This window comes from Parasphingomonas halimpatiens (genome assembly GCF_036663795.1).
GTDB lineage: Bacteria > Pseudomonadota > Alphaproteobacteria > Sphingomonadales > Sphingomonadaceae > Sphingomonas.
Map to the genome: position 1 here is coordinate 159,968 of NZ_JAXOJP010000002.1, position 23,138 is coordinate 183,105.

At 64.3% G+C, this 23,138-nt stretch carries 23 protein-coding genes; 13 read left to right on the forward strand and 10 right to left on the reverse strand.

The window, feature by feature from the left end; translation table 11 throughout:
* Nucleotides 1-36: 36 nt before the first annotated feature.
* Nucleotides 37-561: a TetR/AcrR family transcriptional regulator gene (locus tag U1839_RS03185; RefSeq protein ID WP_332802227.1), complete on the reverse strand. Its 525-nt coding sequence runs from the start codon at nucleotides 559-561 to the stop codon at nucleotides 37-39.
* An 84-nt stretch (nucleotides 562-645) separates the two neighbouring features.
* Here U1839_RS03185 and U1839_RS03190 point away from each other — a divergent pair, with 84 nt between their 5' ends.
* From U1839_RS03190 to U1839_RS03210, 5 genes are all read left to right on the forward strand, one after another.
* Entirely contained in the window at nucleotides 646-1,830 is a 1,185-nt protein-coding gene (locus U1839_RS03190) for a cytochrome P450 (RefSeq protein ID WP_332802228.1), read from the forward strand.
* A gap of 114 nt (nucleotides 1,831-1,944) precedes the next feature.
* Nucleotides 1,945-2,697, forward strand: coding sequence for an SDR family NAD(P)-dependent oxidoreductase (locus tag U1839_RS03195; protein WP_332802229.1), 753 nt, complete (start codon nucleotides 1,945-1,947; stop codon nucleotides 2,695-2,697).
* An 11-nt stretch (nucleotides 2,698-2,708) separates the two neighbouring features.
* Nucleotides 2,709-3,503 (forward strand): SDR family NAD(P)-dependent oxidoreductase, encoded by a 795-nt coding sequence (locus U1839_RS03200; protein WP_332802230.1) that lies wholly within the window; start codon nucleotides 2,709-2,711, stop codon nucleotides 3,501-3,503.
* A gap of 53 nt (nucleotides 3,504-3,556) precedes the next feature.
* Entirely contained in the window at nucleotides 3,557-4,147 is a 591-nt protein-coding gene (locus U1839_RS03205; RefSeq protein ID WP_332802231.1) for a TetR/AcrR family transcriptional regulator, read from the forward strand.
* 49 nt (nucleotides 4,148-4,196) lie between these two features.
* The gene (locus U1839_RS03210) at nucleotides 4,197-5,051 is read left to right on the forward strand and encodes a TauD/TfdA dioxygenase family protein (protein WP_332802232.1); all 855 of its coding nucleotides are present in this window, start codon (nucleotides 4,197-4,199) and stop codon (nucleotides 5,049-5,051) included.
* 69 nt (nucleotides 5,052-5,120) lie between these two features.
* On the opposite strand, the gene U1839_RS03215 is transcribed toward U1839_RS03210, so the two are convergent.
* The 6 genes from U1839_RS03215 to U1839_RS03240 are packed head-to-tail and all read right to left on the reverse strand — an operon-like array spanning nucleotide 5,121 to nucleotide 11,885.
* Nucleotides 5,121-6,344, reverse strand: coding sequence for an MFS transporter (locus tag U1839_RS03215; protein ID WP_332802233.1), 1,224 nt, complete (start codon nucleotides 6,342-6,344; stop codon nucleotides 5,121-5,123).
* 16 nt (nucleotides 6,345-6,360) lie between these two features.
* Complete coding sequence (locus U1839_RS03220; RefSeq protein WP_332802234.1) at nucleotides 6,361-7,719, reverse strand: aromatic ring-hydroxylating oxygenase subunit alpha; 1,359 nt, start codon at nucleotides 7,717-7,719, stop codon at nucleotides 6,361-6,363.
* A 58-nt stretch (nucleotides 7,720-7,777) separates the two neighbouring features.
* Nucleotides 7,778-8,545, reverse strand: a complete 768-nt coding sequence (locus U1839_RS03225) for an enoyl-CoA hydratase/isomerase family protein (protein WP_332802235.1) — start codon at nucleotides 8,543-8,545, stop codon at nucleotides 7,778-7,780.
* Nucleotides 8,545-9,792, reverse strand: a complete 1,248-nt coding sequence (locus U1839_RS03230; protein ID WP_332802358.1) for an acetyl-CoA hydrolase/transferase family protein — start codon at nucleotides 9,790-9,792, stop codon at nucleotides 8,545-8,547. Before U1839_RS03230 ends, U1839_RS03225 begins: the two co-directional genes overlap by 1 nt.
* Nucleotides 9,792-10,685: an HpcH/HpaI aldolase/citrate lyase family protein gene (locus U1839_RS03235; protein ID WP_332802236.1), complete on the reverse strand. Its 894-nt coding sequence runs from the start codon at nucleotides 10,683-10,685 to the stop codon at nucleotides 9,792-9,794. Before U1839_RS03235 ends, U1839_RS03230 begins: the two co-directional genes overlap by 1 nt.
* 33 nt (nucleotides 10,686-10,718) lie before the next feature.
* Nucleotides 10,719-11,885, reverse strand: a complete 1,167-nt coding sequence (locus U1839_RS03240; RefSeq protein WP_332802237.1) for an acyl-CoA dehydrogenase family protein — start codon at nucleotides 11,883-11,885, stop codon at nucleotides 10,719-10,721.
* 150 nt (nucleotides 11,886-12,035) lie between these two features.
* Here U1839_RS03240 and U1839_RS03245 point away from each other — a divergent pair, with 150 nt between their 5' ends.
* The 3 genes from U1839_RS03245 to U1839_RS03255 are packed head-to-tail and all read left to right on the forward strand — an operon-like array spanning nucleotide 12,036 to nucleotide 14,612.
* On the forward strand, nucleotides 12,036-13,202 hold the full coding sequence (locus U1839_RS03245; protein WP_332802238.1) for a CaiB/BaiF CoA transferase family protein: 1,167 nt from the start codon (nucleotides 12,036-12,038) through the stop codon (nucleotides 13,200-13,202).
* Entirely contained in the window at nucleotides 13,195-14,067 is an 873-nt protein-coding gene (locus U1839_RS03250) for an SDR family NAD(P)-dependent oxidoreductase (RefSeq protein ID WP_332802239.1), read from the forward strand. Before U1839_RS03245 ends, U1839_RS03250 begins: the two co-directional genes overlap by 8 nt.
* A complete protein-coding gene (locus U1839_RS03255) occupies nucleotides 14,067-14,612 on the forward strand; it encodes a nuclear transport factor 2 family protein (protein WP_332802240.1) in 546 nt (181 codons plus the stop codon). Before U1839_RS03250 ends, U1839_RS03255 begins: the two co-directional genes overlap by 1 nt.
* Nucleotides 14,613-14,625: 13 nt before the next feature.
* Here the strand turns inward: U1839_RS03255 and U1839_RS03260 are convergent, their stop codons facing one another.
* On the reverse strand, nucleotides 14,626-15,150 hold the full coding sequence (locus U1839_RS03260; RefSeq protein ID WP_332802241.1) for a nuclear transport factor 2 family protein: 525 nt from the start codon (nucleotides 15,148-15,150) through the stop codon (nucleotides 14,626-14,628).
* 168 nt (nucleotides 15,151-15,318) lie between these two features.
* Here U1839_RS03260 and U1839_RS03265 point away from each other — a divergent pair, with 168 nt between their 5' ends.
* Nucleotides 15,319-16,716 carry an aromatic ring-hydroxylating oxygenase subunit alpha gene (locus U1839_RS03265; protein ID WP_332802242.1) on the forward strand — a complete coding sequence of 466 codons (1,398 nt, stop codon included), beginning with the start codon at nucleotides 15,319-15,321 and terminating at the stop codon, nucleotides 16,714-16,716.
* Nucleotides 16,717-16,975: 259 nt separating this feature from the next.
* The gene (locus U1839_RS03270; RefSeq protein WP_332802243.1) at nucleotides 16,976-18,331 is read left to right on the forward strand and encodes a methyl-accepting chemotaxis protein; all 1,356 of its coding nucleotides are present in this window, start codon (nucleotides 16,976-16,978) and stop codon (nucleotides 18,329-18,331) included.
* A gap of 33 nt (nucleotides 18,332-18,364) precedes the next feature.
* On the opposite strand, the gene U1839_RS03275 is transcribed toward U1839_RS03270, so the two are convergent.
* Both U1839_RS03275 and U1839_RS03280 read right to left on the reverse strand, forming a co-directional pair.
* On the reverse strand, nucleotides 18,365-19,279 hold the full coding sequence (locus U1839_RS03275; RefSeq protein WP_332802244.1) for an acyl-CoA dehydrogenase family protein: 915 nt from the start codon (nucleotides 19,277-19,279) through the stop codon (nucleotides 18,365-18,367).
* Nucleotides 19,279-20,424, reverse strand: a complete 1,146-nt coding sequence (locus U1839_RS03280; protein WP_332802245.1) for an acyl-CoA dehydrogenase family protein — start codon at nucleotides 20,422-20,424, stop codon at nucleotides 19,279-19,281. Before U1839_RS03280 ends, U1839_RS03275 begins: the two co-directional genes overlap by 1 nt.
* Before the next feature lie 135 nt (nucleotides 20,425-20,559).
* On the opposite strand from U1839_RS03280, the gene U1839_RS03285 reads away from it, so the two are divergent.
* The 3 genes from U1839_RS03285 to U1839_RS03295 are packed head-to-tail and all read left to right on the forward strand — an operon-like array spanning nucleotide 20,560 to nucleotide 23,117.
* Complete coding sequence (locus tag U1839_RS03285; RefSeq protein WP_332802246.1) at nucleotides 20,560-20,874, forward strand: Rieske (2Fe-2S) protein; 315 nt, start codon at nucleotides 20,560-20,562, stop codon at nucleotides 20,872-20,874.
* A gap of 57 nt (nucleotides 20,875-20,931) precedes the next feature.
* Complete coding sequence (locus U1839_RS03290; RefSeq protein ID WP_332802247.1) at nucleotides 20,932-22,155, forward strand: acyl-CoA dehydrogenase family protein; 1,224 nt, start codon at nucleotides 20,932-20,934, stop codon at nucleotides 22,153-22,155.
* Entirely contained in the window at nucleotides 22,152-23,117 is a 966-nt protein-coding gene (locus tag U1839_RS03295; RefSeq protein ID WP_332802248.1) for an acyl-CoA dehydrogenase family protein, read from the forward strand. Before U1839_RS03290 ends, U1839_RS03295 begins: the two co-directional genes overlap by 4 nt.
* The last annotated feature ends 21 nt before the right edge of the window (nucleotides 23,118-23,138 follow it).

A 23,138-nucleotide genomic window follows, 5' to 3' on the forward strand; every position in this document is an offset into this window, starting at 1 on the left:
CTTCATTTGCCGGCGCCTCAACCTTGCAAGTAAATGTCAATCGACCGCGATGGCAGGGGCGACGACCAAACGGTCGAGTATCTCCGCCACGCGCTCGACCTCGCATGTAACGTCCTGATGCAGCCACCATGCGATAATTTCGACCGTTGCGGCGACCGCCACGACCGCGCGCAACTCGTCGGGGATCGACCTTCCGCCCGCCCCCTGGTCCTCGGCGACGCGCTTCGCCTGATCGGTGAACTCCTGCTTCAACGAGGCCGCCGCGCCGCCGGTCAGCAGCGCCGACCACAAGGGCCGGTGCTGCGCGACATGCTCGAACAGCGCGACGCATGCCCGTCGACTGTCATCCGAGAACAGGATCGGCAACGTCCGGCCCAGCAACCCGGCGATCTCCGCCGCCGCCAAATCGTGGAGCAGCGCTTCCTTCGACGGATAGTGCCGGAAGAAAGTCGCATAGCCGATCCGCGCTTCACTCGCGATCTCGCGGATTGTCACCTGCTCGAACGGCCGCGTCTCGATCAGCCGAAGCAGGGCATCGAGCAATGCGCGGCGCGTGCGCACGGCCCTCGCATCGGTCTGGATTGACGCAGGTTCATTCATGACGATATGATACACTGTGGATCATAAATAGACGAGGCATCTCCCATGGCGACCTCCCGCATCGACGCAAACCGCGACGATCGCAAGACCGCAGCGATCGTCGCCGCGCGGGCGCGACCGGAGCAGGGCGCACGCGTCACCAGCTTCAGGCAAGTGCGCGACATCCTGCGCAATCCGGCGCTGAAACAGGCCGGGGGCGGCGCGGAATATTTCGACATCAGCGATCCCGCACGCGCACCGGTATTTTTCCTCGACGGTCCGGAACACAAGAAGAAGCGTGCCGCGATCGCGCGGTTCTTCGCGCCCCGGACGATCACCACGCGTTATACCGCAATCATCGACCGCGTGATCGAGGAACAACTGGGCGGTCTGCGCCGCACCGGCACGGGCCAGATTGACGTAATGAGCTTCGATCTCGCAGTCGCGGTCGCCGCCGACATCGTCGGGCTGACCGTTACCGATCGCACCAAGATGGCGCGGCGGCTCAATGCATCGCTCTCGGCCGCGTTCTTCCCGCGCAACCGGCCGATCCGGCGGCTGATCGTCTCGGCGAAGAAAGTGCTCAATTCGATCGACTTCTTCTACAATGACGTGAAGCCCGCAATCCGCGATCGCACGGCGAACCCGCGCGACGACCTGCTGTCGCATCTGATCAACGCGGGCTGTTCGGACAAGGCGATCCTGATGGAGTGCATGACCTATGCCGCCGCCGGTATGGTCACGACGCGCGAATTCATCGTGATGGCGGCTTGGCATCTGTTCGACAATCCCGACTTGCGCGCGCGATTCATGACCGGCGAGCAGGACGACCAGTTCGCGATCCTGCTGGAGGTCTTGCGGCTTGAGCCGATCGCCGCGTTTCTCTATCGCGGCGTCGACGGCGATGCGCCGCCGCCCGATGCGCTGCCCCCGGCCGAGGGCGGTATCTACGCGCTGTGCCTGCGCGACGCGAATGTCGATGAGAGTACCGTCGGTGCCTGCCCACATGCGATCGACCCCGATCGCGCGGCCACCATGAAGGCCAACGGATCGTTCCTCAGCTTCGGTGACGGCCCGCATCATTGCCCTGGCTGGCAAGTCGCGCTGCATGAGGCGCGCGCGTTCCTCGACGCGCTGTTCGGCCTGCCCGGCATTCGCCTGACGCGCGCGCCCGACATCGGCTGGTCGGACATGCTGCAGAGCTATGAACTGCGCGGCGCAATGGTGGCGTGCGATCCCGTGCCGGGCTGACTAGCCCACTTCGCCCGGGCGATCCCGGCCGGCCACGCGCTTGACACTTCCCTGCCCGATCCTGTCCATGCGCGCTGAACAGCCGTTCAGAACGGTCGATAGGGAGGATTTGCGATGACGAGGTCTTTGAACGGCAGGGTAGCGGTGGTGACGGGCGCGGGATCGGGCATCGGCCGCGCGATCGCGATCCGCCTTGCCGAGGACACCGCCAAGGTCGCGATCTGGGATATCAACGCTGCGGGCGCCGAGGAAACCGCCCGAATGATCGCGGATGCCGGCGGTACGGCGATCGCGATCGACGCCGATTGTTCGGACAAGGCGGCGATCAAGGCGGCCGCGGACCGGACGCGCGCCGAACTCGGCCCCGTGGCCATCCTGGTGAACAATGCCGGTATCGCGCCCTTCACGCCATTCCTCGATATCGAAGACGATCTGTTCGACAAGGTCATCCGCATCAATTTGCGCGGGCCCTATTTGCTGACGAAAGAAGTGCTGCCCGATATGCTGGCTGCCAAATGGGGCCGGGTGATCAACATCACGTCCTCCTCGGTACAGTCCGGCTCTCCCATGCAGGGCCACTATGTCGCCTCTAAAGGCGGCCTGATGGGCATGACCAAAGCACTGGCGCTGGAATTCGCGGCCAGCGGCGTCACGGTCAACATGGTGCCGCCGGGCTTCATCGATACGCCGATGATGCGCGCCGCGCCGATCGACCACGAGGCCTTCGCCAAGACGCTGCCGATGAAACGCATCGGCCAGCCCGAGGATATCGCCGCGGCCTGCGCCTATCTTGCCTCCGAAGAAGCAAGTTATATCACCGGCCAGACGATCAGCACCAATGGCGGCCGTTACATGGGGTCGCACTGACAGCCATGCGATTGGCCGGCAAAATCGCGATCGTCACGGGCGCAGCAGGCGGCATGGGGGAAGCCGCCGCCTTGCTGTTCGCGCGCGAGGGGGCGAGTGTGGCTGCGGTCGATCTGGATGAGGCCCGCGTCACGCCGGTCGTCGAGGCGATCCGGGCGGCAGGCGGCACGGCCATCGCGATCGGCGCGGATGTCAGCAACAGCGCAGAGGTGCGGCGCGTCGTGGCGCGCACGGTGGCGCAACTCGGGTCGCCGACCGTGTTGTTCAACAATGCCGGGATCGATCCCGAGAACAAGCGCTCGATCCTCGATATCTCCGAAGAAGCTTTCGATCGCTGCCTCGATGTCAATTTAAAGGGCGTGTGGTTGATGATCAAGCATGTTGCGCCCGAGATGATCGCGGCCGGCGGCGGGTCGATCGTCAACACCGCGTCGATCGCGGCGCACATGGTCTGTGGCACGGCAGGCTATAGCGCATCCAAGGCGGGCGTCGTCGCGCTGACGCGGGTCGCGGCGGTCGAACTGGGGAAGCACAAAATCCGCGTCAATGCCCTGTGCCCGGGCGCAACCGAGACGCCGATGGCCAAACACCAGCGCGCCGAGATGATCGCCAGGGGTTTACCCACCTCGAACGAATTGATCGGTCGTATGGGTGTGCTCGGCCGCATGGCAGAACCCGAAGAGATGGCGAAGATGGCGCTGTTCCTGGCCAGCGACGATGCGAGTTTCGCGACCGGCAGCACGTTCAACAACGATGCCGGGTGGAGCGTGATGAGCGGGATCTCGGTTCAGGCGCTGGCGACATGACCGTGCTCGCCGCCCGACCTTGCACGGCCCCTGCCGCTCCCTATGCTCAGGCGATGACCGCCAAACGCCGCATCGGCCCCGTCACGTCCGAAACCTATACCCTGATCCTCGACGCCGCCGAACAGGTGATCCGCGAGGAGGGTTATGCCGCGGCGAGCAGCCGACGCATCGCGGCACAGGCCGGGCTCAAACCCTCGCTGGTGCATTATTATTTTCCGACCACCGACGACGTCTTCCTCGCGGTGTTCAAACGCGGCGCGGCGCAGAGCGACGCGATGATCGAGCGGGCGCTGACCAGCGACGATCCGATCCGCGCACTGTGGCGCTTCTTCGCCGATACCAGCCGCAATGCGCTGGCGTTGGAATTCGTGGCGTTGGCCAACCACCGCAAGGCGATCGGCGCGGAAATCGTCAAGCACAGCGATGCGATGCGCGCACGGCAAACCGCGCTGATCGAACAGTTGCTCGGCCAACGATTCGGCGACGGGGCCACCCCGGCCGGGTTCAGCTTCGTCCTGGCCGGGGTCGGCCGTGCGCTGGCGATGGAGAGCGAACTCGGTATCACCGCCGGCCATGCCGAAGCGCGCGCGTTCATCGAGGCATGGCTCGACCGGCTCGTCCCACCGATTGACACGAAGACCTGAATCTGCTGAACACTCGTTCAGCATCATCGTTTCTGGAGAGGATCGTCCCATGGCCACTGTTGCACAGGACCGGCCGCTGAGCATCGTCAGCGAAGAGATCAAGCCATCGATCGGGACACGTATCCTGAACACCAAGGAGGAGTTGCTCGACGGCCAGCTCGGCGCGGAGTTGAAGGAGTTGCTGCAGCAACGTGGCGTGCTGGTGTTCCCGAAGATCAACTTCAACGACGACGAGCAGATCGCCTTCACCAAAACGATGGGCACGTTCGCGCCGGAGCGACAGGACGGTACCGATCACAAGATCCACAAGATCACGCTCGACGTGAGGGAAAACCCGCAGAGCGCGGAATATCTCAAGGGTTCACTCTACTGGCATATCGATGGCACGATGAACGATACGCCGATCCTGGCGTCGTTGCTCTCGTGCAAGGTGCCCGCGACCTGGGGCGGCAACACCGGCTTCTGCAATACCTATGCCGCATATGAGGCGCTGTCGGACGAGGACAAGGCCGAATATGAACAGATGCGCGTCATCCATTCGGTATGGGCGACCGTCTTCTATTACGAACCGGAACCCAGCCTCGCCAAGATCCAGGGCATGCAACGGATCGGCGAAAACGAACTGCCGCTGGTGTGGAAGCATCAGTCGGGCCGCAAGTCGCTGGTACTCGGCTGCACCGCACAGCGTGTGCTCGATTTGGAGCCGATGAAGAGTGCAGAGGTGCTCGTCGGCCTGCGCGAATGGGCGACACGCGAAGAATTCAGCTACAGCCACGAGTGGAGCGTCGGCGACCTGGTGATCTGGGACAATACCGGCACGATGCACCGCGCCGAGAAATACGATCCCGATTGCAACCGCATGATGCATCGCACCAAGCTACAGGGCGAAGAGCCGTTCGAATAGGCCAGACCAGCGTCCAGATGGCGCCCGTCACCCGGGAGGGTGGCGGGTGTTTTCGTGTCAGCTGTACGCCTACCGCTCCGCCGGTTTCGGCAAACTCAGTAATGCCGCACTGCTGGCGACCATGAACGCGATCGTCAACCACAGGAACGGCGCGTAGCTGCGATAGGCGTCGAACACCGCCGCCGCGGCCAGCGGGCCGGTCGCGGTGCCGATCGACAGCGCGGTGAGCAATCCACCATACAGCCCGCCAAAGCTCTTCAGCCCGAAATGCCGTGTCGTCAGGTAGACGATCACGTCCACCTCCGCGCCCAGCGTCAGGCCGACGAACGCCGCTGCGACCGCCTGCCCCATCCCGGTGCCCCCGACCGTCAGCAACAACAGGCAGCCGACCACCGGCAGCAAGAACACCACCGCACCGACCCGGGAGGCGCGGAAGCGATCGAGGAGAAGCCCGGTCGCCAGGCGCCCGACGATGGAGAAGATCCCGACCAGCGAAACAATCCCCGCCGCGCCCAGCGGCGTGGCGCCGCGATCGGTGAGGATCGGCACGAAATGCACGACCAGCGCGATGATCGTGAAGGTGAACAACAGGCTGGCGAGCAGCAGGCGAAGGTAGATCGTCGAGCGCAACCCCTCGCTCAGGCTTGCCCCGCTCAATATCGGCCGATCGGCTTTCGCGATCGCGGTCCGCGTGCGCGACGCATCATGCGCGCCGCGAAAGAACAGGAAGATCACCGGAAAGGCGATCACCGTCCAGATCCCGCCCTGCACCGCGACCGCCTTCTGCCAGCCATATATCCCGATCAGCCAGGTGCCGAGCAGCGGAAACACCATAACCGCGACCGACGCACCGCACAGGGTGATGGCGAACGCCAGCCCGCGCGAGGCCTCGAACCGCGTTGCCACCGCACTCGTCCACACGGTTGCCTGTACCGGCAGCGTGGCGAAGGCCAGCAGACCCCAGAGTGCGTACCAGTTGAGCGTGCCGCCCGTCGCCGTCCCCAGCAACTCGAACGCCGCAGTGGACAACAGGATGCCAGCAAGGGCAAATCGGCGCGGTCCATATTTGTCCACCAATAGCCCGATCGGCAAGCTAAAGATCGCCTGCACCAGCGTCGAGATCGTCAACCCGATCGTCACCTGCGTGCGCGACCAGCCGAACGACTGGCCGATCGGAGCGATATATGGCCCCAGGCCGTAGATGTGGATGACGCTGGTGGCGTAGCCCATCGCCGCCGCGATCGGCAGCATCGGGTACTGCCGCCATTCGGCGCGCCCGCTCTTTTCGGTCATCTTCCGCTACCGGCGATCACGTCCTCGAACGCGGCGCGCCGACCCCCATGAACCTCGCCAGATTATAGTGCAGGCTCGCCACCGAACGTTCCATATAGGGGTTGGGCTGCGCGCCGCGAAAGCCGACATTCTTCATGCCCTGCTGCACCGCCGCCATGTTGGCGAAGTCCTGTTGCAGCACCGGCGGCCAATCCTCGGCCGCGGTATATTCCCACTCCGTTTCGGGTGCCTCGCCCTGCGGGTACAGCTCGTACACGGCGGCTTCGAAGATGCATTTGTCGGGATCGCCGCCGAACGGCTTCGCGCCGTAGCACAGCATATTGTTGACCGCGTGGCCGATCTGGAAATTGGGGAACACCTGCCACGCGGTACCCGCCTTGGCGGTATGCGCGGGCTCGACTGTCGGCCAGATCACGCCGCGTGCCGCGTCCGCCGCGCGCGCCGACTGGATCCAGTGGCGCGAGACCTCCATCGCCGGCGTATCTTCCGGGAGTTCGTCGACCAGCCGGTTGGCCGCCTCCACCAGCGTGCGCGTGGTGTTAGTATTGGCATTGGCCCAGGTGAAATTCTGCATCTCGGCGGTGGTGACGCGGGGGTCGGCACCGGTGCCGACGCGCAGCTTGCCAGAATCCTCCTCCATGCCCTTGGGCGCTTCATAGCCGATATTGGTGTGCAGCCCGTGCGTGTGCGCCCAGCCACGGAACTGGCCGAAATCGTTGAATTCGGGATGCGTGCTGAACACGTGATAGGTCTCGGCAAAGGCCTCCATCGCAACCTTCCAGTTGCAATCGAAGATAATCCACTTGCGCCACCGCGGCCGCATATTCTGTAACCCATAGGGATCGAGCATGTCGGGCACCGGCGCGAGATACTCGGCCAGCGGCACGGCATCGGGATCGAGATTGACCCAGATCCACCCGCCCCAGCTGTCGACCTGCACCTTGCCCAGGCTGGTGCGCTCCTCGGTCAGCGCGCCCTGCCAGTCGTCTTGATGCTGGATATAGGTGCAACGCCCTTCGAGGTTGAAGGTCCAGGCGTGGTAGCCACAGATGAAGTTCGCCTTGGTGCCGCGCGCATTGTGCTGGCCGGGCGGCACGTCGATAAGACGACGGCCACGATGCGGGCAGACATTGTGATAAGCGCGGAGTTCGGTCTCACTGGTGCGAACGACGATGACGCCGTCGGGGCCGATGTCATAGGTGATGAAATTGCCGATCTCGGGCACGTCCTCGAGCCGGCCGGCCTGCAACCAGGTCTTGCGCCACAAGCGATCCTGCTCGGCGGCGGCATAGTCCTTCGAGATATAGGCATCCGCGGGGATGGTGACTGGCGCCGCCAGGTCCTCGGTCTCGGCGACCTTCGTCATCTCGTTCATCGCGCGCCTCATTCGCTGAAAGGCTCGACATAGCACCGCGATGGCGCAACCCGTATCGCTACCGCGATTTCCACTCGGGCGGGCGCTTCTCTGCAAAGGAGCGCGGCCCCTCCTGCGCATCCTCGCTGCGATAGGTGAATTCGTGCGCAGCACGCGCAGCCTGTAGCGCGGCAGCACGGCCCATCTCGGTCGCGAGCATCACGGTCTCGCGGCCCGCTTTTACCGAAAGCGGCGCCCCCTCGAGAATTTCGCCCGCCAGTTCGAGCGCTGTGTCCATCAACGCCGCCGGATCGGCCAGGCGGTTGACCAGCCCGATCTCATAGGCGCGCTGCGCGGTGATCGGTTTGCCGGTGAGGATGATCTCCATCATGATCCGCTGCGGGATCATGTGGATCAATGGCGCTGCCCAGGGCGAACCGCGCCCGACCTTGACCTCGGTGATGGCGAATTTCGCCGATGTGCTGGCAACGCATAGGTCGCACGCCTGCGCGATCATCCAGCCACCGGCAAAGGCCACACCGTTGACGGCGGCGATCGTCGGTTTGGTGATCTCGATGCTGTCGCCCGGCACCGGGAACATGTCACGCGGCGGCACCTGCAGCCCACGCTCGACCATCTCCTTCAGGTCGCCACCGGCGCAGAAGGCCTTGTCGCCCGCGCCGGTCAGGATCGCGACGCGCAGCGCGGGGTCGCGCTCGAACCGGTCCCATGCGGCAAACAGGCCATCGCGAATGTCCTTGCCCAGCGCATTGCGCTGATCGGGCCGATTGAGCGTGATGATCGCGATGCCGTCGTTACGGGCGTCGAACAGGACTGCGTCGCTCATCAGAAACCTCTTTGCTGGATGACATGAGCAGCGCGATCCAGCTCCTCGCGGAATTCGGGATGGGCGATCGCGATCAGGCGGCGCGTGCGTTCGGCGAGCGTCTGGCCCTTCAGCTCCGCCGCGCCGAATTCAGTGACGATCACATCGACCTCGCTGCGTGAGGTCGTGACCGGGCCGGACAAGGCGGGCACGATCTTGCTCAACGTGCCGCCCTTCGCCGTCGCCGACAGCGCAATGATCGAGCGGCCGCCGGGTGAACGTGCCCCGGCGCGCACGAAATCGACCTGGCCGCCCGTGCCGCCCATATAGGTGGCGCCGGATTGCTCGGCATTGACCTGCCCCGTCAGATCGACCTCCAGCGCCGAGTTGATCGTCACCAACCGCGAAAGCCGGCCGAGCACGGCGGCATCATGCGTATAGCCTGTCGGCGTCATCCGGATCGCGGTGTTGAGATGCGCCCAGTCGTAGAGCCGCTTGGTGCCGATCAGCGCGCCGTTGATCGACACGCCAGCATCGATCTCCTTGCGGGCATTGGTGATCACCCCGGCCTCGACCAGATCCACGAGCCCGTCGCCGAGCATGCCTGAATGCACCCCCAGATCCTTGCGATCGCCGAGCAGCCGCAGCAGAGCATCGGGCACCGCGCCGACACCGGTCTGGATCACCGATCCGTCACCGATATAGCCCGCACAGGCGCGCGCGATCGCCTCGTCGGTGTCGGTGACCTCGCCCGCGGCGACCTCCACCGGTGCGCGCGATACCTGCACCGCCACGTCGATCGCCGACGCCGCGATGGTTTCGCCGGGCGTCCAGGGCACCAACTCGTTGACCTCGGCGATCACGACGCGCGCCTTGTCCACCGCGGCGCGGACATAGTCGCTGATCAGCCCGCAGCTATGATTGCCATCGGCGTCGGCCGGGCTGACCTGGATCATCGCCACGTCGCAGCCGATCGTGCCCGCCGTAATCAACGGGCCGACCTGGCTGACATGCACCGGGATCACCTGCAGCTTGCCGGCCTTGGTCATGCTTCGCAGCGCACCGATCGCGCCCATACTCGACAGTGCGAAGCTATCCGCTGTCTCGGGCGTGAAGAGCCCGGAAAAGCTCGTCGCGATGAACGCCGACAGATCGCCGATTCCCGCCCCTTGCGCGATCAGCGCCTCGACCAGCGTGGTCGGCTCACCACAGGCCTGACCGAAAACGATCCGGTCGCCGCGCCTCAGATACCGCGCGAGGTCGATCATCATGCGCCCCGAACCTGCCGCAGCAATTGCTCGGCGCGCGACAGATAGGGCCGGTCGAGCATGCCGCCCTTGTAACCTATCGCGCCGACGCCGGGGTTGGCGGCAAAGATATCGACGATCGCCTGGGCTTCGGCTACCTCCTCCGCAGTCGGCGTGAAGGCGGCGTTGATCACGTCGACCTGCGCCGGGTGGATCGCCAGCATCCCGCGATAACCATCGCGCCGTACTTTCTCGGCGCGTGCCTTCAGCGTATCGAGATCGCGGAAATCACCCTGGATCGTCTCGATCGCGGTGACGCACGCCGTTGCCGCGCCGAGCAGACACATGCTCCGCGCAAGCTCATAGGTAAAGCCGTAGCTGCCATCGGGGTTGCGGTTGGAACTCGCACCGATCGAATCGGCAAGATCCTCCGCCCCCCAGGTCAGCGCGACGACCCGCGGCGCGCCCTTGTAATCGCCGGTGTGGAACATCGCCTCCGCAGTTTCGGTGACGAGCACGATCACCGGTGTGGATCCGACCGCAATGCCGTGCGCAGCCTCGAACGCCGACAGGTAATGATCGAGCAGTTCGACATCCTGCCGTCCGTAAACCTTGGGCAGCATGATCCCACCGGGATGCGCCGGCATGATCGCCGCGAGATCAGTCAACGTGTACGGTCCATCGAGCGGATTCACGCGCACCCAGATGCGCGCGCGCTGCGCTTCGTTCGCCTTGAGGAAATCATGCACGACTTGCCGCGCGAGTGGCTTGTTCTCGGTCGCGACCGCATCTTCGAGATCGAACAGCACGATATCGGCCGTGCCCTCGACCGCCTTGGTCATCTTGCGCTCGCTATCACCCGGCGCGAACAGCCAGGAACGCATCTTGATCGGCGGCGTATCGGGCATCGGCATCGGTTTCCCTGCAATTGGTATCGGGTACGGAACTCAGTAACTCTTCGGCAACTCCAGCACCTTTTCGGCGATGAAATTCAGGATCATGTGCGGGCTGACCGGTGCGGTGCGCGGGATCAGCACTTCGCGCAGCAGCCGCTCGACATGATATTCCTGCGCGTAGCCCATCCCGCCCAGCGTCAGCATCGCGGTGTGGCACGCCTCGAAGGCGAATTCGGCCGCCAGATATTTGCCGGCATTGGCTTCCACCCCGCAATCCTCACCCTTGTCGAACTTGGTCGCCGCCTGCATCACCATCAAATTGGCGGCTTCCAGCTGTGCCCAGCATTTGGCCAGCGGGTGCTGGATGCCCTGGTTCATTCCGATCGGCCGATCGAACACGATGCGTTCGCGGGCATAGCGCGCCGCGCGCTTGATCGCGTTACGGCCGATGCCGACCGCCTCCGCCGCAAGCAGGATGCGTTCGGGATTCAACCCTTTCAGGATGATCTTGAACCCCTGCCCTTCCTCACCGATCAAATCTTCCCCGGGAATGAACAGGTCGGTGATGAACAGCATGTTCGATCCCACAGCATGGCGGCCCATCTTGGGGATCAGCTGGTGCGAGATCTTTTCGCGGTCGAGCTTCGTGTAGAACAGCGAAAGCCCGTGGGTTTTGTTGCTGACCGCATCGAGCGGCGTGGTGCGCGCGAGCAGCATCATCCTGTCGGCGACGTGCGCGTTGGTGATCCAGATTTTCTCGCCATTGACGCGGTATCCGCCCGCGACCCGCTCGGCGCGGGTCTTCAGCTTCGTCGTGTCGAGCCCGGTATTGGGCTCGGTTACCGCGAAGCACATCTTTTCAACGCCCGACAGGATCGGCGGGATCATGCGCTGCTTCTGTTCCGGCGTGCCGAACAGCTCGATCGGCTCCATGCTGAACACCGGGCCATGAATGGTCGAGGCCGCCGTCATTCCGCCGCCCGCCTCGGCTACCGCCTGCATCATGATCGCGGCCTCGGTGATGCCGAGCCCCGCACCGCCATAGGCCTCGGGCATCGCCACGCCGAGCCACCCGGCATCGGCCATCGATTTGTGGAAGTCCGCCGGGTAGACACCCTCGCGGTCGCGCTCCAGCCAGTAATCATCTGAGAATTGGGCGCAATGTTTCAGCACCGCATCGCGGATATTCTGCTGGTCTTCGGTGAAGGCGAAATCCACGGGCTTCGACCTTGTATGGCGAGGAAAAGGAGCGCCGCGGCTAGCAGTCGCCTGACCCCGCCACAACGCGGCGCCGTCGACATATCGCTCCAGCGAATGGATTCGTTCGCTGCATTGCCCTAGCCGGATGCCGTCCACAAGGAGCGTTACATGGAGAGCAAGGCGGGCCACGGCCCCCTGTCCGGCATCAAGGTCGTCGATCTGACAAGTGTCGTGTTCGGGCCCTATGCCACGCAGATCATGGCCGACATGGGCGCCGACGTGATCAAGGTCGAGCCACCGGCCGGCGACGACGCGCGCTACATCTCGGTCGGGCCGGCGCATGGGCTGGCCGGCGTGTTCGTCAACGTCAACCGCGGCAAGCGCAGCATCGTTCTCGATCTGCGCAGCGAAGAGGGCAAGGCGACGCTGCGCGAACTGGTCGCCGATGCGGACGTGTTCATCCATTCGATGCGCGCCAAGGCGATCGCCAAGCTCGGTTTCGACTATACCGCGGTCGCGGCGGTCAACCCGTCGATCGTCTACACCAATTGCTACGGCTATGGCCGCAATGGGCCCGAGCGCGACCAACCCGCCTATGACGACACGATCCAGGGCGAATGCGGCCTGGCGGCGGTGCAACAGATGCTAACCGGCGAGGCGAGCTATGTCGGCACGATCGTCGCCGACAAGGTCGCTGGGCTGACCGCGCTGTACGCGACCACCATGGCGCTGTTCCACCGCGAACGCACCGGCGAGGGCCAGGAAGTGGAGGTCGGCATGTTCGAGACGATGGCCTCGTTCATGCTGGTCGAACATGCCAATGGCGCGATGTTCGAGCCGAAACTCGGCCCCGCCATCTATCCGCGCGTGGTCGCGCCCGGCCGGCGGCCATACAAGACCAGCGACGGCTACATTTCGGCGCTGGTTTACAATGACCGGCACTGGAACGCCTTCGTCGATGCGGTGAAACCCACCTGGGCCGGCCCCGACATGGCGACGCTGGCGCAGCGCGCGAAGCAGATCGACCGGATGTACGGCCTGCTGGGCGAAACGTTCCTCTCGCGGACGACGCAGCAATGGCTGGACCTGTTGCGCGCGATCGGCGTGCCGGCGGCCCCGCTACGAACTCCCGACGAATTGTTCGACAATGAACATCTGAACGCAGTCGGCTTTTTCGAGACGGTCGACAGCGCACAAGGTCCGGTGCGATTTCCCGGCATTCCGGCGACCTTCTCCAAAACGCCAGGCAGGATCGCCGGCCCCGCACCGCTGCTCGGCGCGGATACCGACGCGATACTGGCAGAACTTTCGACGGGAGCACGACAGGATGGGTGAACTTACCGGCAAGGTCGCGGTCGTTACCGGCGCCAGTCGCGGGATCGGCAAGGGAGTCGCCATCGCTCTCGCGGAGGCCGGCGCGACGGTCTACGTCACCGGCCGCACAGTGAGCGCGGGCGCGCACCCGCTGCCCGGCACGGTTGGCGAAACGGCGGCGGAATGCGACCGGCGCGGCGGCAAGGGAATTGCCGTACAGGTTGATCATGCCGAGGATCATCAGGTCGCCGCCTTGTTCGAACAGGTCGCCCGCGAACAGGGCCGGCTCGACATCCTCGTCAACAACGCCTTCGCCCTGCCCGAGGACCTTACCGAGCCCGGCAGCTTCTGGGAGAAGCCGTTGTCCAACTGGGAAATGGTCGATGTCGGCGTGCGATCGAACTTCGTCGCGGCATGGCATGCAGCGAAGATCATGACGCCGCAGAAATCGGGCCTGATCGTCGTCATCTCGGGCTATGTCGGCGTCACCTACACCTATGGCGTCGTGTTCGGCACCTGCAAGGCGGCGGTCGATCGCATGGCGCGCGACATGGCGATCGAGCTTTTGCCTCACAATGTCGGTTCGATCTCGCTGTGGCAGGGCCTGACCTTCACCGAGCGCGCCGAACGCAACATCGCCAACAATCCGGCGATGAAGGCGAGCATCGTGACCAACCCGCTGATCGGCTGCTCGCCCGAATTTCCCGGTCGCGTGATCGCCGCGTTGGCGAGCGACGAGACGATGATGCGGCATTCGGGCGGCACCTTCATCACCGCCGAACTGGCGCAGCAATATGGCGTCACCGATATCGACGGTAAGATCATCCCGTCGCTGCGCGAACAGCGCGGTTCGCCGATCTGGCGTCCCATTCAGGAGACCGTGTGATGACCGCCAATAATGCCCGCCTCGGCGAATTGCTCGATCGCCAGGATATTCTCGACGCGCTCACCCGCTTCGCCCGCGGCATGGACCGGTTCGATCGCGACGCCTTCCTGTCCGCCTTCCACCCCGACGCCGAGATCGCCGCCGGCCCGTTCGTCGGCCAGCCCGCAGCGCTCTACGACTGGGCCCGCGAACTGCACGACCATGGCCAGTCAGCGACGCATCATGTGCTGCTTAACCACAGCTGCGATCTCGACGGCGACACCGCGCACACCGAGACCTATTATCTTTTCGCCGCGCGCAATCGCGACGACAGCAACTGGCTCGCAGGCGGGCGCTATATCGACCGCTTCGAGCGCCGCGATGGCCAATGGAAGGTCGCTGTGCGCAGCACGGTGATCGAATATTCGGGCCTGCTGCCGACCATGCCGATCCCGTTCGGCGACATAGCCGGCATCGACCTCAACGGCATTGCCACGCGGGACGAATCCGATCTGTCCTATCGCCGCCCTCTAACCAATTTGCGGCCACCCAACGTTCCGAGTTGATTGGCCGCCGGCCTCAGCCGAAGAATATCTCGCTCATGTCACCATGCGCGGCGCCGACCGGCTTGCCGCGAAGGAACGGCATGCCCAACAGCCCCTGCGACCAGTCGACCGACACGCCGAGATCGCGCGTCCAGTCATAGACCATCGTGCGCTTGGCGATGCGCCAACTACCGTCGCGCTGCTCCATCTGGTCGAGGTAGCGCCCGACCAGGATCACATCATGCTCGGCCTCGCCGACGTCGATGCGGTGATAGGCGGTGACGTGGGTTTCCACCGTCGCCGACGCCCCGCGCAGCTGGATCAGGCTCTGCCCCAGCGTATGCAGCGTGACCGGAATACTGTCTGCGCCGGGCACGACCCATGCCAGATACTCGTCGAACGATCCGACGAAGATGCCGAAATTGACCCCCGCATCCGGCCAGAAGCAGTTGGTGATGATCGCCGCGTCACGCCGATCCTCGCCACGGGCGAGTGCAACGATGCAATGACGGATGTGGTGATGGGCGACGATCTCGGCCATCGCGTCGGTATCGGTCATCGGGATGCTCCTCGCCCTGCTGCGGAGCAACGATAGGGGCGGGGCGGGCCGATCTCCAATCGGGTTCGGCGTATCGGTGCGGCGATATCGCGGGGGCGTTCGACTGTTCGCTTGTCTGAGTCGGCGGGGCACTTATCATCCGCGCAAAGCTGAAACGAGAGGTGCGCGATGGGTATCATGGACACGGAGCGACCCGTTCCGTTCGCAGTCGAGAATCCCGAGCGGATCTCGACCCCGCGTTATTTCGATGCGGAATTCTACGCGCTGGAGACCGAACGGCTCTGGCCGCACGTCTGGCAGATGGCGTGCCGGCTGGAACAGATCGCCGAGATTGGCGATTGGGTGGAATATACCAATCTGGGCAGGTCGGTGATCGTCGTGCGCACGAAGGACGGCGTGAAGGCGTTTCACAATGCCTGCCGCCATCGCGGCGTGCCGTTCGTCAACGAAGGCGGCCATGGCAATTGCAACACGCCGGGATTCATCTGCCCCTTCCATGGCTGGCGTTGGAACATCGAGGGAAAGAACACCTTCGTCTATGGTCGGCACATGTTCAGCGAGGATCAGCTCGATCCCGCCGACCTTGCGCTCAGGGCCTGTCGGGTCGAGACTTGGGGCGGTTGCGCGTTCATCAACCTCGATGACGACGCGCCGTCCTTTCGCGATACGATCGGCCCGGTCGCCGACCGGCTCGAAGCGCATGGCGTCGGCAATCTGCGCGCCGAATGGTGGTACCAAACGGTGCTGCCAGCCAACTGGAAGGTCGCGATGGAAGCCTTCATGGAGGGCTATCACGTGATGCGTACGCATCCTCAGCTGCAACAGGCCGCACCGATGCTCTACAATGCGATGTACGGCATGGACACCGGCGGGATCGGCGTCCCGATCAATCCGAACCTCAGCGTGCGCGACAATATCAAGGCGCAGATCAAGCATCTCGGGCTGCTCAGCGAAGGCATGTCGGGGATGGTCCACGAAAAGGAAGTCGAGATCGCGCGGCAACTCGCCGATGTCGAGCTGCCCGAGGATCCGCAACAGGCGGTGATGATGTGGTACGGCATCCTCAACCACCAGATCACCGAGCAATTGCGCGCGCGCGGCGAAAACGTGCCGGACCTCAACGCCGTCGCGGTCTCAGATCCGGTCAACGCGGTCGAATTCCTGTTCCCCAACACGTTCCTGCTGCCGATGTTCTCCAGCGTCTCCGCCTACCGCATTCGCCCGCTCGGCCCGGAAAGCTGCATGTTCGAATTATGGTCGCTGACGCACGTCGCGGAAGGAGCCGCGCACGAAACGGTGATGGAACCGAAGGTCCTCCCCTATGACAGCCAGGATTTTCCCCCGATCCCGCGCCAGGATTATGCCAACATCCCGATCCAGCAAAAAGGACTGCACGCCGTAGGCTTCGATTTCATGCGCCTGTCGAAGGATATCGAGGGGCTGATCAGCAACTATAACCGGATCATCGACGGCCATCTGAAGGGTGTCGCGCCCGAGAAACTGGCGGCCGCGACGAACCTGCTCGGCGGCAATTTCGACGGCAAGATCCTCGACCTCGGCTTCTGACGGAGCCGGGGCGCGGGCAAGGCCTGCGTTATTCCCGGTCGGCCCACCCGTTAGCTGATGTGGCTCGCACGCGAAGGCAAATCTGCCAGGTAGCGCGACTATGCCTCGCGGGGCGCGGCTCCGCGCATGCAGCCCCACAACGAAAGGGGAATCGCCTGGGCGATGTTCCACTGTCGTTCCGCGCAGGAAGTCAGTGCGGCGTTGCAGGGGGGAACATTGCGTGAAAGAAAATAAGAAAATAGTCGGAGAGTGAGCTGCTATGGCTGATACTTCGCTTCAGCTCGTTGTGGGCATGCCGCGAGAAGAGGTGGATATCCGCCTCAAGATTTACGATCGCGGTGGCGCATTCTCCCGCAATCTGATCGAGCTTTGGCAGCACGCTGGTCCGATCATCATCGAAAGCATGCGCGATTTCATCGCGACAGTGCCGCAACGCATGAACCAGGATCCGATCCAGCAACCGGAGCAGAACGACCGGATGATCGCCGATGCGCTGGAGCACGCCCGCCGCAAGTTCAGCAGCGCGCTCTCGCCGCAATGGATCGACGCGATCTGCCAACGCGCGCGCATGATTTCAGAACATGGTGTTTCGGTCGCAATGATCGTCGCTGGCACCAACGAGATATCACGCCGCGTCACCAAGCGGATCGCGGTCACGCTCGACCTTCCCGATGAGGACATTTCACGACTGTGCGATACAGTGCGGGAGGCTTCATCATACGAGATCGAAATATTGCTGTGGCAGATCGGAGAATTACGGCGTCAGGTAGCCGCGCTCGATCGCACGTCCCGCGCTGAGAACTTTCAACAGCTTGTTTCACGATCGGTCGAGCACGCTCTGGCCAATGCGCAATTGCTGTCCGAGGAGACCGATCAGACGATCAAGGGCTCGCAAGTGATGCTGGGTGACGTCGCGGAGGTTGCCAACGCTGCGCAACAATCCGCAAATGCAATGCGCGATGCAGCCCAAATCGCCGCCGGGCTCAGCGAAACGATCGATACCGTCGCATCCCGAATGGTAATCGTGCTCGCCATAGAGCAGCGGGCAAGTGTCGATGCCGATGCCGCCCGCACGGCCGCCGATGATCTTTCCCGTGAAATCGGCGCTATCGCCTCGGTACTGGACATGATCCGCAACATCGCAGGGCAAACCAACCTGCTGGCGCTCAATGCCACGATCGAGGCCGCCCGTGCCGGAGACGCCGGGCGCGGGTTCGCGATCGTGGCACAGGAAGTTAAGTCGCTTGCAGGGCAGACCGCGCACGCCACCGATCAGATCGCAGCGCGCATCGCAGCCATCCAGAATGCTAATAAAAACTCAGCGGCGAAAAATGAAGACGGGCGGATCACGATGGTCGAGGCGCGCGAGGCGATCCATGAAATGATGGACATGATGAAGTCGCAGGTCGAGCGGGTAACCTCAATCGCCGCCGCAATCGACGAGACGGCGACCGCGGCGCACAGCGTGAGCGACCTGGCGAGTCACGTGAACGAGCGCACCCACAAGGTCACAGACAATCTGGCACGGCTGAGCGAAATCTTCACGCAGGTCGCAACGGATCTGGAACGTCTTAAGACCAGTACGGACGACTTCATCGAAACCATAGGCGCATGAAGAAATAGCCGACGCGCGGGAACAGCTACCCCACTACCAGACCGCGTCCGCTGCGGCAGCACCCTGCACTCCGCGTCCGCCCAACTCGCCGATCAGCGCCTTGAGGCGATAGGTCCACAGGTGCAGCGGATGCTCCAATGTCATCCCCATCGCGCCCAGAAATTGGTGGAAGTCATAGACGCAGGCCCGCGCACTTTCTTGCGCATGCAACAAGGCTAGCGCGGCATCGCCCGCTTCAAGCGTGGCAGCTGCCTTCATCGCCAACCAATAGGTACCGTTCGTGCGTACCTGAGCTTCGGATAGCCGGTGACGCAGCGCCTGGAACGTCGCGAGCGGGCGACCGAACTGATGGCGGTCGGTCACGTAGCTCGTCACACTTTGCAGCGCCGCGGCGAGCAAGCCCGCCGCCTCTGCCGCAATCGCAATTCGCCAGCGTGTCTTTACCTCGCCTGCAGACAGGTCATGCGGTGCCATGACTACCGTCGTGGGATCGACCAGCAACGTCGCCATCGGATAGGCGAAAAGAGTTTCCTCTTTGCGTACCTGATCCGCGCTGGCGACGAAGCTGGACACGGAATCCCTACCCACCACGACCACCGTCGCGCCTGGTTTCAAAAAGCGTATCGGACGCGTCGTGCCAAGCGCTTCGACGAGGCAGAGCGGCCGTGGCATCTCCGCCGCGAACAGCGGGCGCACGAGCGCGCTTACTGCCGCCTCGGTCGCAAAGGGCAATCGCGCCAGTCGCTCGACCACCAAAGCGGCGGTGAGCGCCCCCAGATCGGGATCGAACGCGACATCGAGAAATCCGCCATCGGCAAGCTCCCGATCCAGCGTATCGCTGACCAGCGCGAGGCCGGTGTCGTGCAGCGGCGGGCTTGCATATGGCTTGGCGAGCGATTCAACCGCGTCAAGGATCGCGATCTGGTCGGATGTTAGCGAGAGATCCATCAGCGCGGCTCCCGTGGCAAACAGAGCACATCGCTGGCGATAATGTTCAGCTGAATCTCCGCCGCGCCTGCCGCGATCCCCGCGACGATCCCACGCTGATGATGCATCTTCAGATAGGGATGCGCGTAGGCAAGCGCTTCAGGCAGATATTCGACGACGAACTCCGCCACGCGCCGCTCGGCCATCACTGTTGCGAAGCGCGCCGAGGCGGATTCCGGGCCGATCGCTTCACCGTGCGCGCGTTTGCTGACGATCGCATAGCTTGCCATCCGCGCGGCCTCACACAACGCAAGACACTGCGCTGCCTCAATCTTCACACCCTCGCCAACAAACTCGTCCCGCCCTTTCAGCACCGCCACCGCCCGATCGAGCGCGGCCCGCGCCAGCGCGTAGCGCGGGATGCCGAGCCGTTCGTTGGTCAGCGAATAGGCGATGATCGACCATGCCTCGCCTTCCTCGCCCAGCCGCGCGGTTATCGGCACGACCATGTCGTCGAAGAACACCTCATGGATATCGCCCTCGCCGATCAGTGAGGGGATTTGCCGAACGGTGATGCCCGGCGTGTCCATCGGCACGAGCAGGATCGAGATGCCGCGCTTGCGGTCGTCGCTGGTGCGGCACACCAGGAAACAGGTGTCGGCAAGGCCGGCGTAGCTGGTCCAGATCTTCTGCCCGGTGACACGATAATTGTCGCCGTGGAGCACGGCCCGCGTGCGCAGCGACGCAAGGTCCGACCCTGCTCCCGGCTCCGAAAACCCTTGGCACCACAGCGCCCGCCCTTCGACGATCGGCGGCAGATATTGTTCGCGTTGCGCGGGCGAGCCATAGCGGATCAGCGTCGGGCCAATCCAGTTGACGTTCATATATTGCCCGCCGCGCGGCTCGCCGGCGACCCACATTTCCTCGGCGAGGATCGTCTGGTGCCACGGATCAAGCCCGTCGCCGCCAATCTCTTTGGGCCAGTGCGGCGTCAGCATCCCTTCGCGTGCGAGCGTGCCGCAGAAATCGCGCGCATATTCGGTCAGCGCCGGCGATGCCGGGCCATGCTGCGAGAAGCGCTCCCAATCGTCGGGCAAGGTCGCGGCGAGAAAGGCGCGCAGCTTTTCGCGGAAGGCGACTTCCTCGTCGGTCCATTCAAAATGCATGCGGCTGCTCGTATCCCTGCGACGGAGCGTAACGGCTAATCCACAATACAGGGGGCGAACAGGCCGCCCCGCAAAAGAACGCCGTGGTGATATGCTGCGCGTATCCGCGCGGGTGAAATCGCGGCACAATGGTTCATGGCCGAACGCATCTTCACACCCGTCGCCGCCGTCGCCGATGTCGCGCCCGACACCACCCGAACCGTGACGGTCGGCAACCGATCGATCATGATCGTCCATCATGCGGGGCGGCTGTTCGCGGTCGAGAATCGTTGTTCGCACGCGGAGCAGCCACTCGAATGCGGCCGCGTCCGCTATGGCTGGATCGCCTGCCCCGCCCATGGTGCGAAGTTCGATCTCGCAACCGGCGAGGCGCTCAGCCAGCCGGCGACCGATCCGATCGCCACATTCGAAGTGCGCATCGTCGGCGAGACGATCGAAATCGCCGTGTAAGCCACGCATCGCCGCGCCGATATGTGGCGGCACGCCTTGCGGGCCGCGCCCGAAATAATGCCTAGCTTCGGGATCGTTTGGAGGCCGGGATTGACCGACGCGCTTGAAACATTTCGGCAGGAGGTGCGCACCTGGCTCGATGCCTCGGTGCCGAGGGATTGGCGCGCCGTCTGTGCGACGCATGCCGGCTTCCTCGCCGTGCAGCGCAGCTGGTTCGCCACGCTCGCCGCGGGCGGCTATGCGGTGCCGCATTGGCCGGCGCAGTGGCCCGGCGGTGGGCGCAGCCTCGCCGAGCAGAAGGTAATCTACGAGGAGCTTGCCCGCGCCGATACGCCGCGCCTGCTGCTGTCGTTCATGTCGACCTATCACGCCGCCAGCACGCTGTTCGAATGGGGCAGCGCCGAGCAGCAGGCGCGCTATATCCCGCGCATCCTCGAGGGCGAAATCTGGTGCCAGGGCTTCTCCGAGCCCAATGCCGGCTCCGATCTCGCCAACGTCCGCACCCGTGCCGAGCGGCGCGGCGACGTCTATGTCGTCAACGGGCAGAAGCTGTGGTCGACGATGGGCCAGTTCGCCGACCAGTGCCTGTTGCTGGTACGCACCAGCAACGAAGGTGCGAAGCAGGCCGGGCTGACCTATCTGCTGCTCGACCTCAAGACGAAGGGCGTCACCGCGCGCCCGATCCACCAGATCCACGGCGACGAGGAATTTGCCGAGCTGTTTCTCGACGATGTCGAGGTGCCGGTCGGCAACAGGCTCGGCGACGAGGGCCAGGGCTGGGCCGTCGCGCAATCGACCTTGTCCTCCGAACGCGGGCTGACGCTGCTCGAATTGGGCGCGCGGATGCGCGGGGCCTTGTGGCGCATCGCCGGCCTGATCCGCGCCAACGGACGAGACGGCGATGTCGGCCTGCTGCGCGATGTCGGCCGGCTGGCGACCAGGATCGACGCGACCTGCGCGCTGGCGGACCAATTCCTCGCCAACCGCATCGCCGGTGAAGAGCGTGTCGGCGACGCTTCACTGGTCAAGCTGTCTTACTCGCGAACGCTGCGCGAGTTCACCGCGCTCGGGCTGCGGATCGGTGGCCTGGAGGCGCAATTTCATGAGCCGATCATCTTCGGCGGCGGCATGGAAACGGGCAACTGGATGGCCGATTTCATGAACAGCTATGCCTGGACGATCGCCGGCGGCAGCGACGAGGTACAGCGCAACATCATCTCCGAGCGCCTGCTCGGCATGCCGCGTGAGCCGAAAAGCTGGGTAACGGAGGCGCGGCCATGACGATGACCCGCGCCGAGCTTCAGGGTGCCGCGCGCCGGGCCTTTGGCGAGGGCGGTCTTACCCCCGACGCCGAGAAGAGCTGGAGCCTGATCGCCGAGATGGGCTGGCTGATGATGGCCGTGCCCGAGGCGCAGGGCGGCCTGGGACTCGGGCGCGAGGCGATGGGGGTCATCCATACCGAATTGGGCCGCGCCCTCGTCCCCGGCCCGGCGGTCGCGCAGATGCTGGTGATCGAAGCGCTGAGCGCCGTCAGCGACAGCCCCGGGTGCGACGACCTGCTCGCCCGCGCGATGGGCGGCGAGATCATGACCGCATCGCTGTCGCCGGGGGGCAACCTCGGCTGCGTGCCCGACGCCGATCGTGCCAGCCATGTTCTGGTCTTGGCAGCGGATAGCGTTGCGCTCGTGCCACTTGACGGCGCGACCGTCACCCCGCGCGACACATGGGACAAGACGCGGCGCCTGTTCGATGTCGAAATTACCGGAGACGGCGTGACGCTGGCGACCGGCGATGCCGCAGTGGCGCTGGGCCGACGGATCCAAACACTCCTGCTATTCGCGCTGGCAGGTGACTCGCTTGGCGGCGCCGATGCCATCCTCGAACTCACCGTCGACTATCTCAAGACGCGTCGCCAGTTCGATCGTCCGCTCGCATTGTTCCAGGCGCTCAAGCACCGCGTCGCCGATATGAAGACCTGGCTGTCGGCGGCGGAAGCGCTGTTCTGGAACCGCGCGCTCGATACCGATGCGACGCTCGACGAGATCGGCGCACTGAAGGCGCATGCGACGAGCGTCTATCGCGCGATCGCCGAGGACGCGGTCCAGCTCCACGGCGGCATCGGCCTGACCATGGAACATCAGTGCCACCTCTTCCTGAAGCGCGCGACACTCAACGCGGTGCTGGGTGGCGACGCTGACTATTGGGAAGAACAAGCGGGACGGCAGCTGCTTCAGGCTGGCTGAACCCGGATCAGGAGAGCGTCG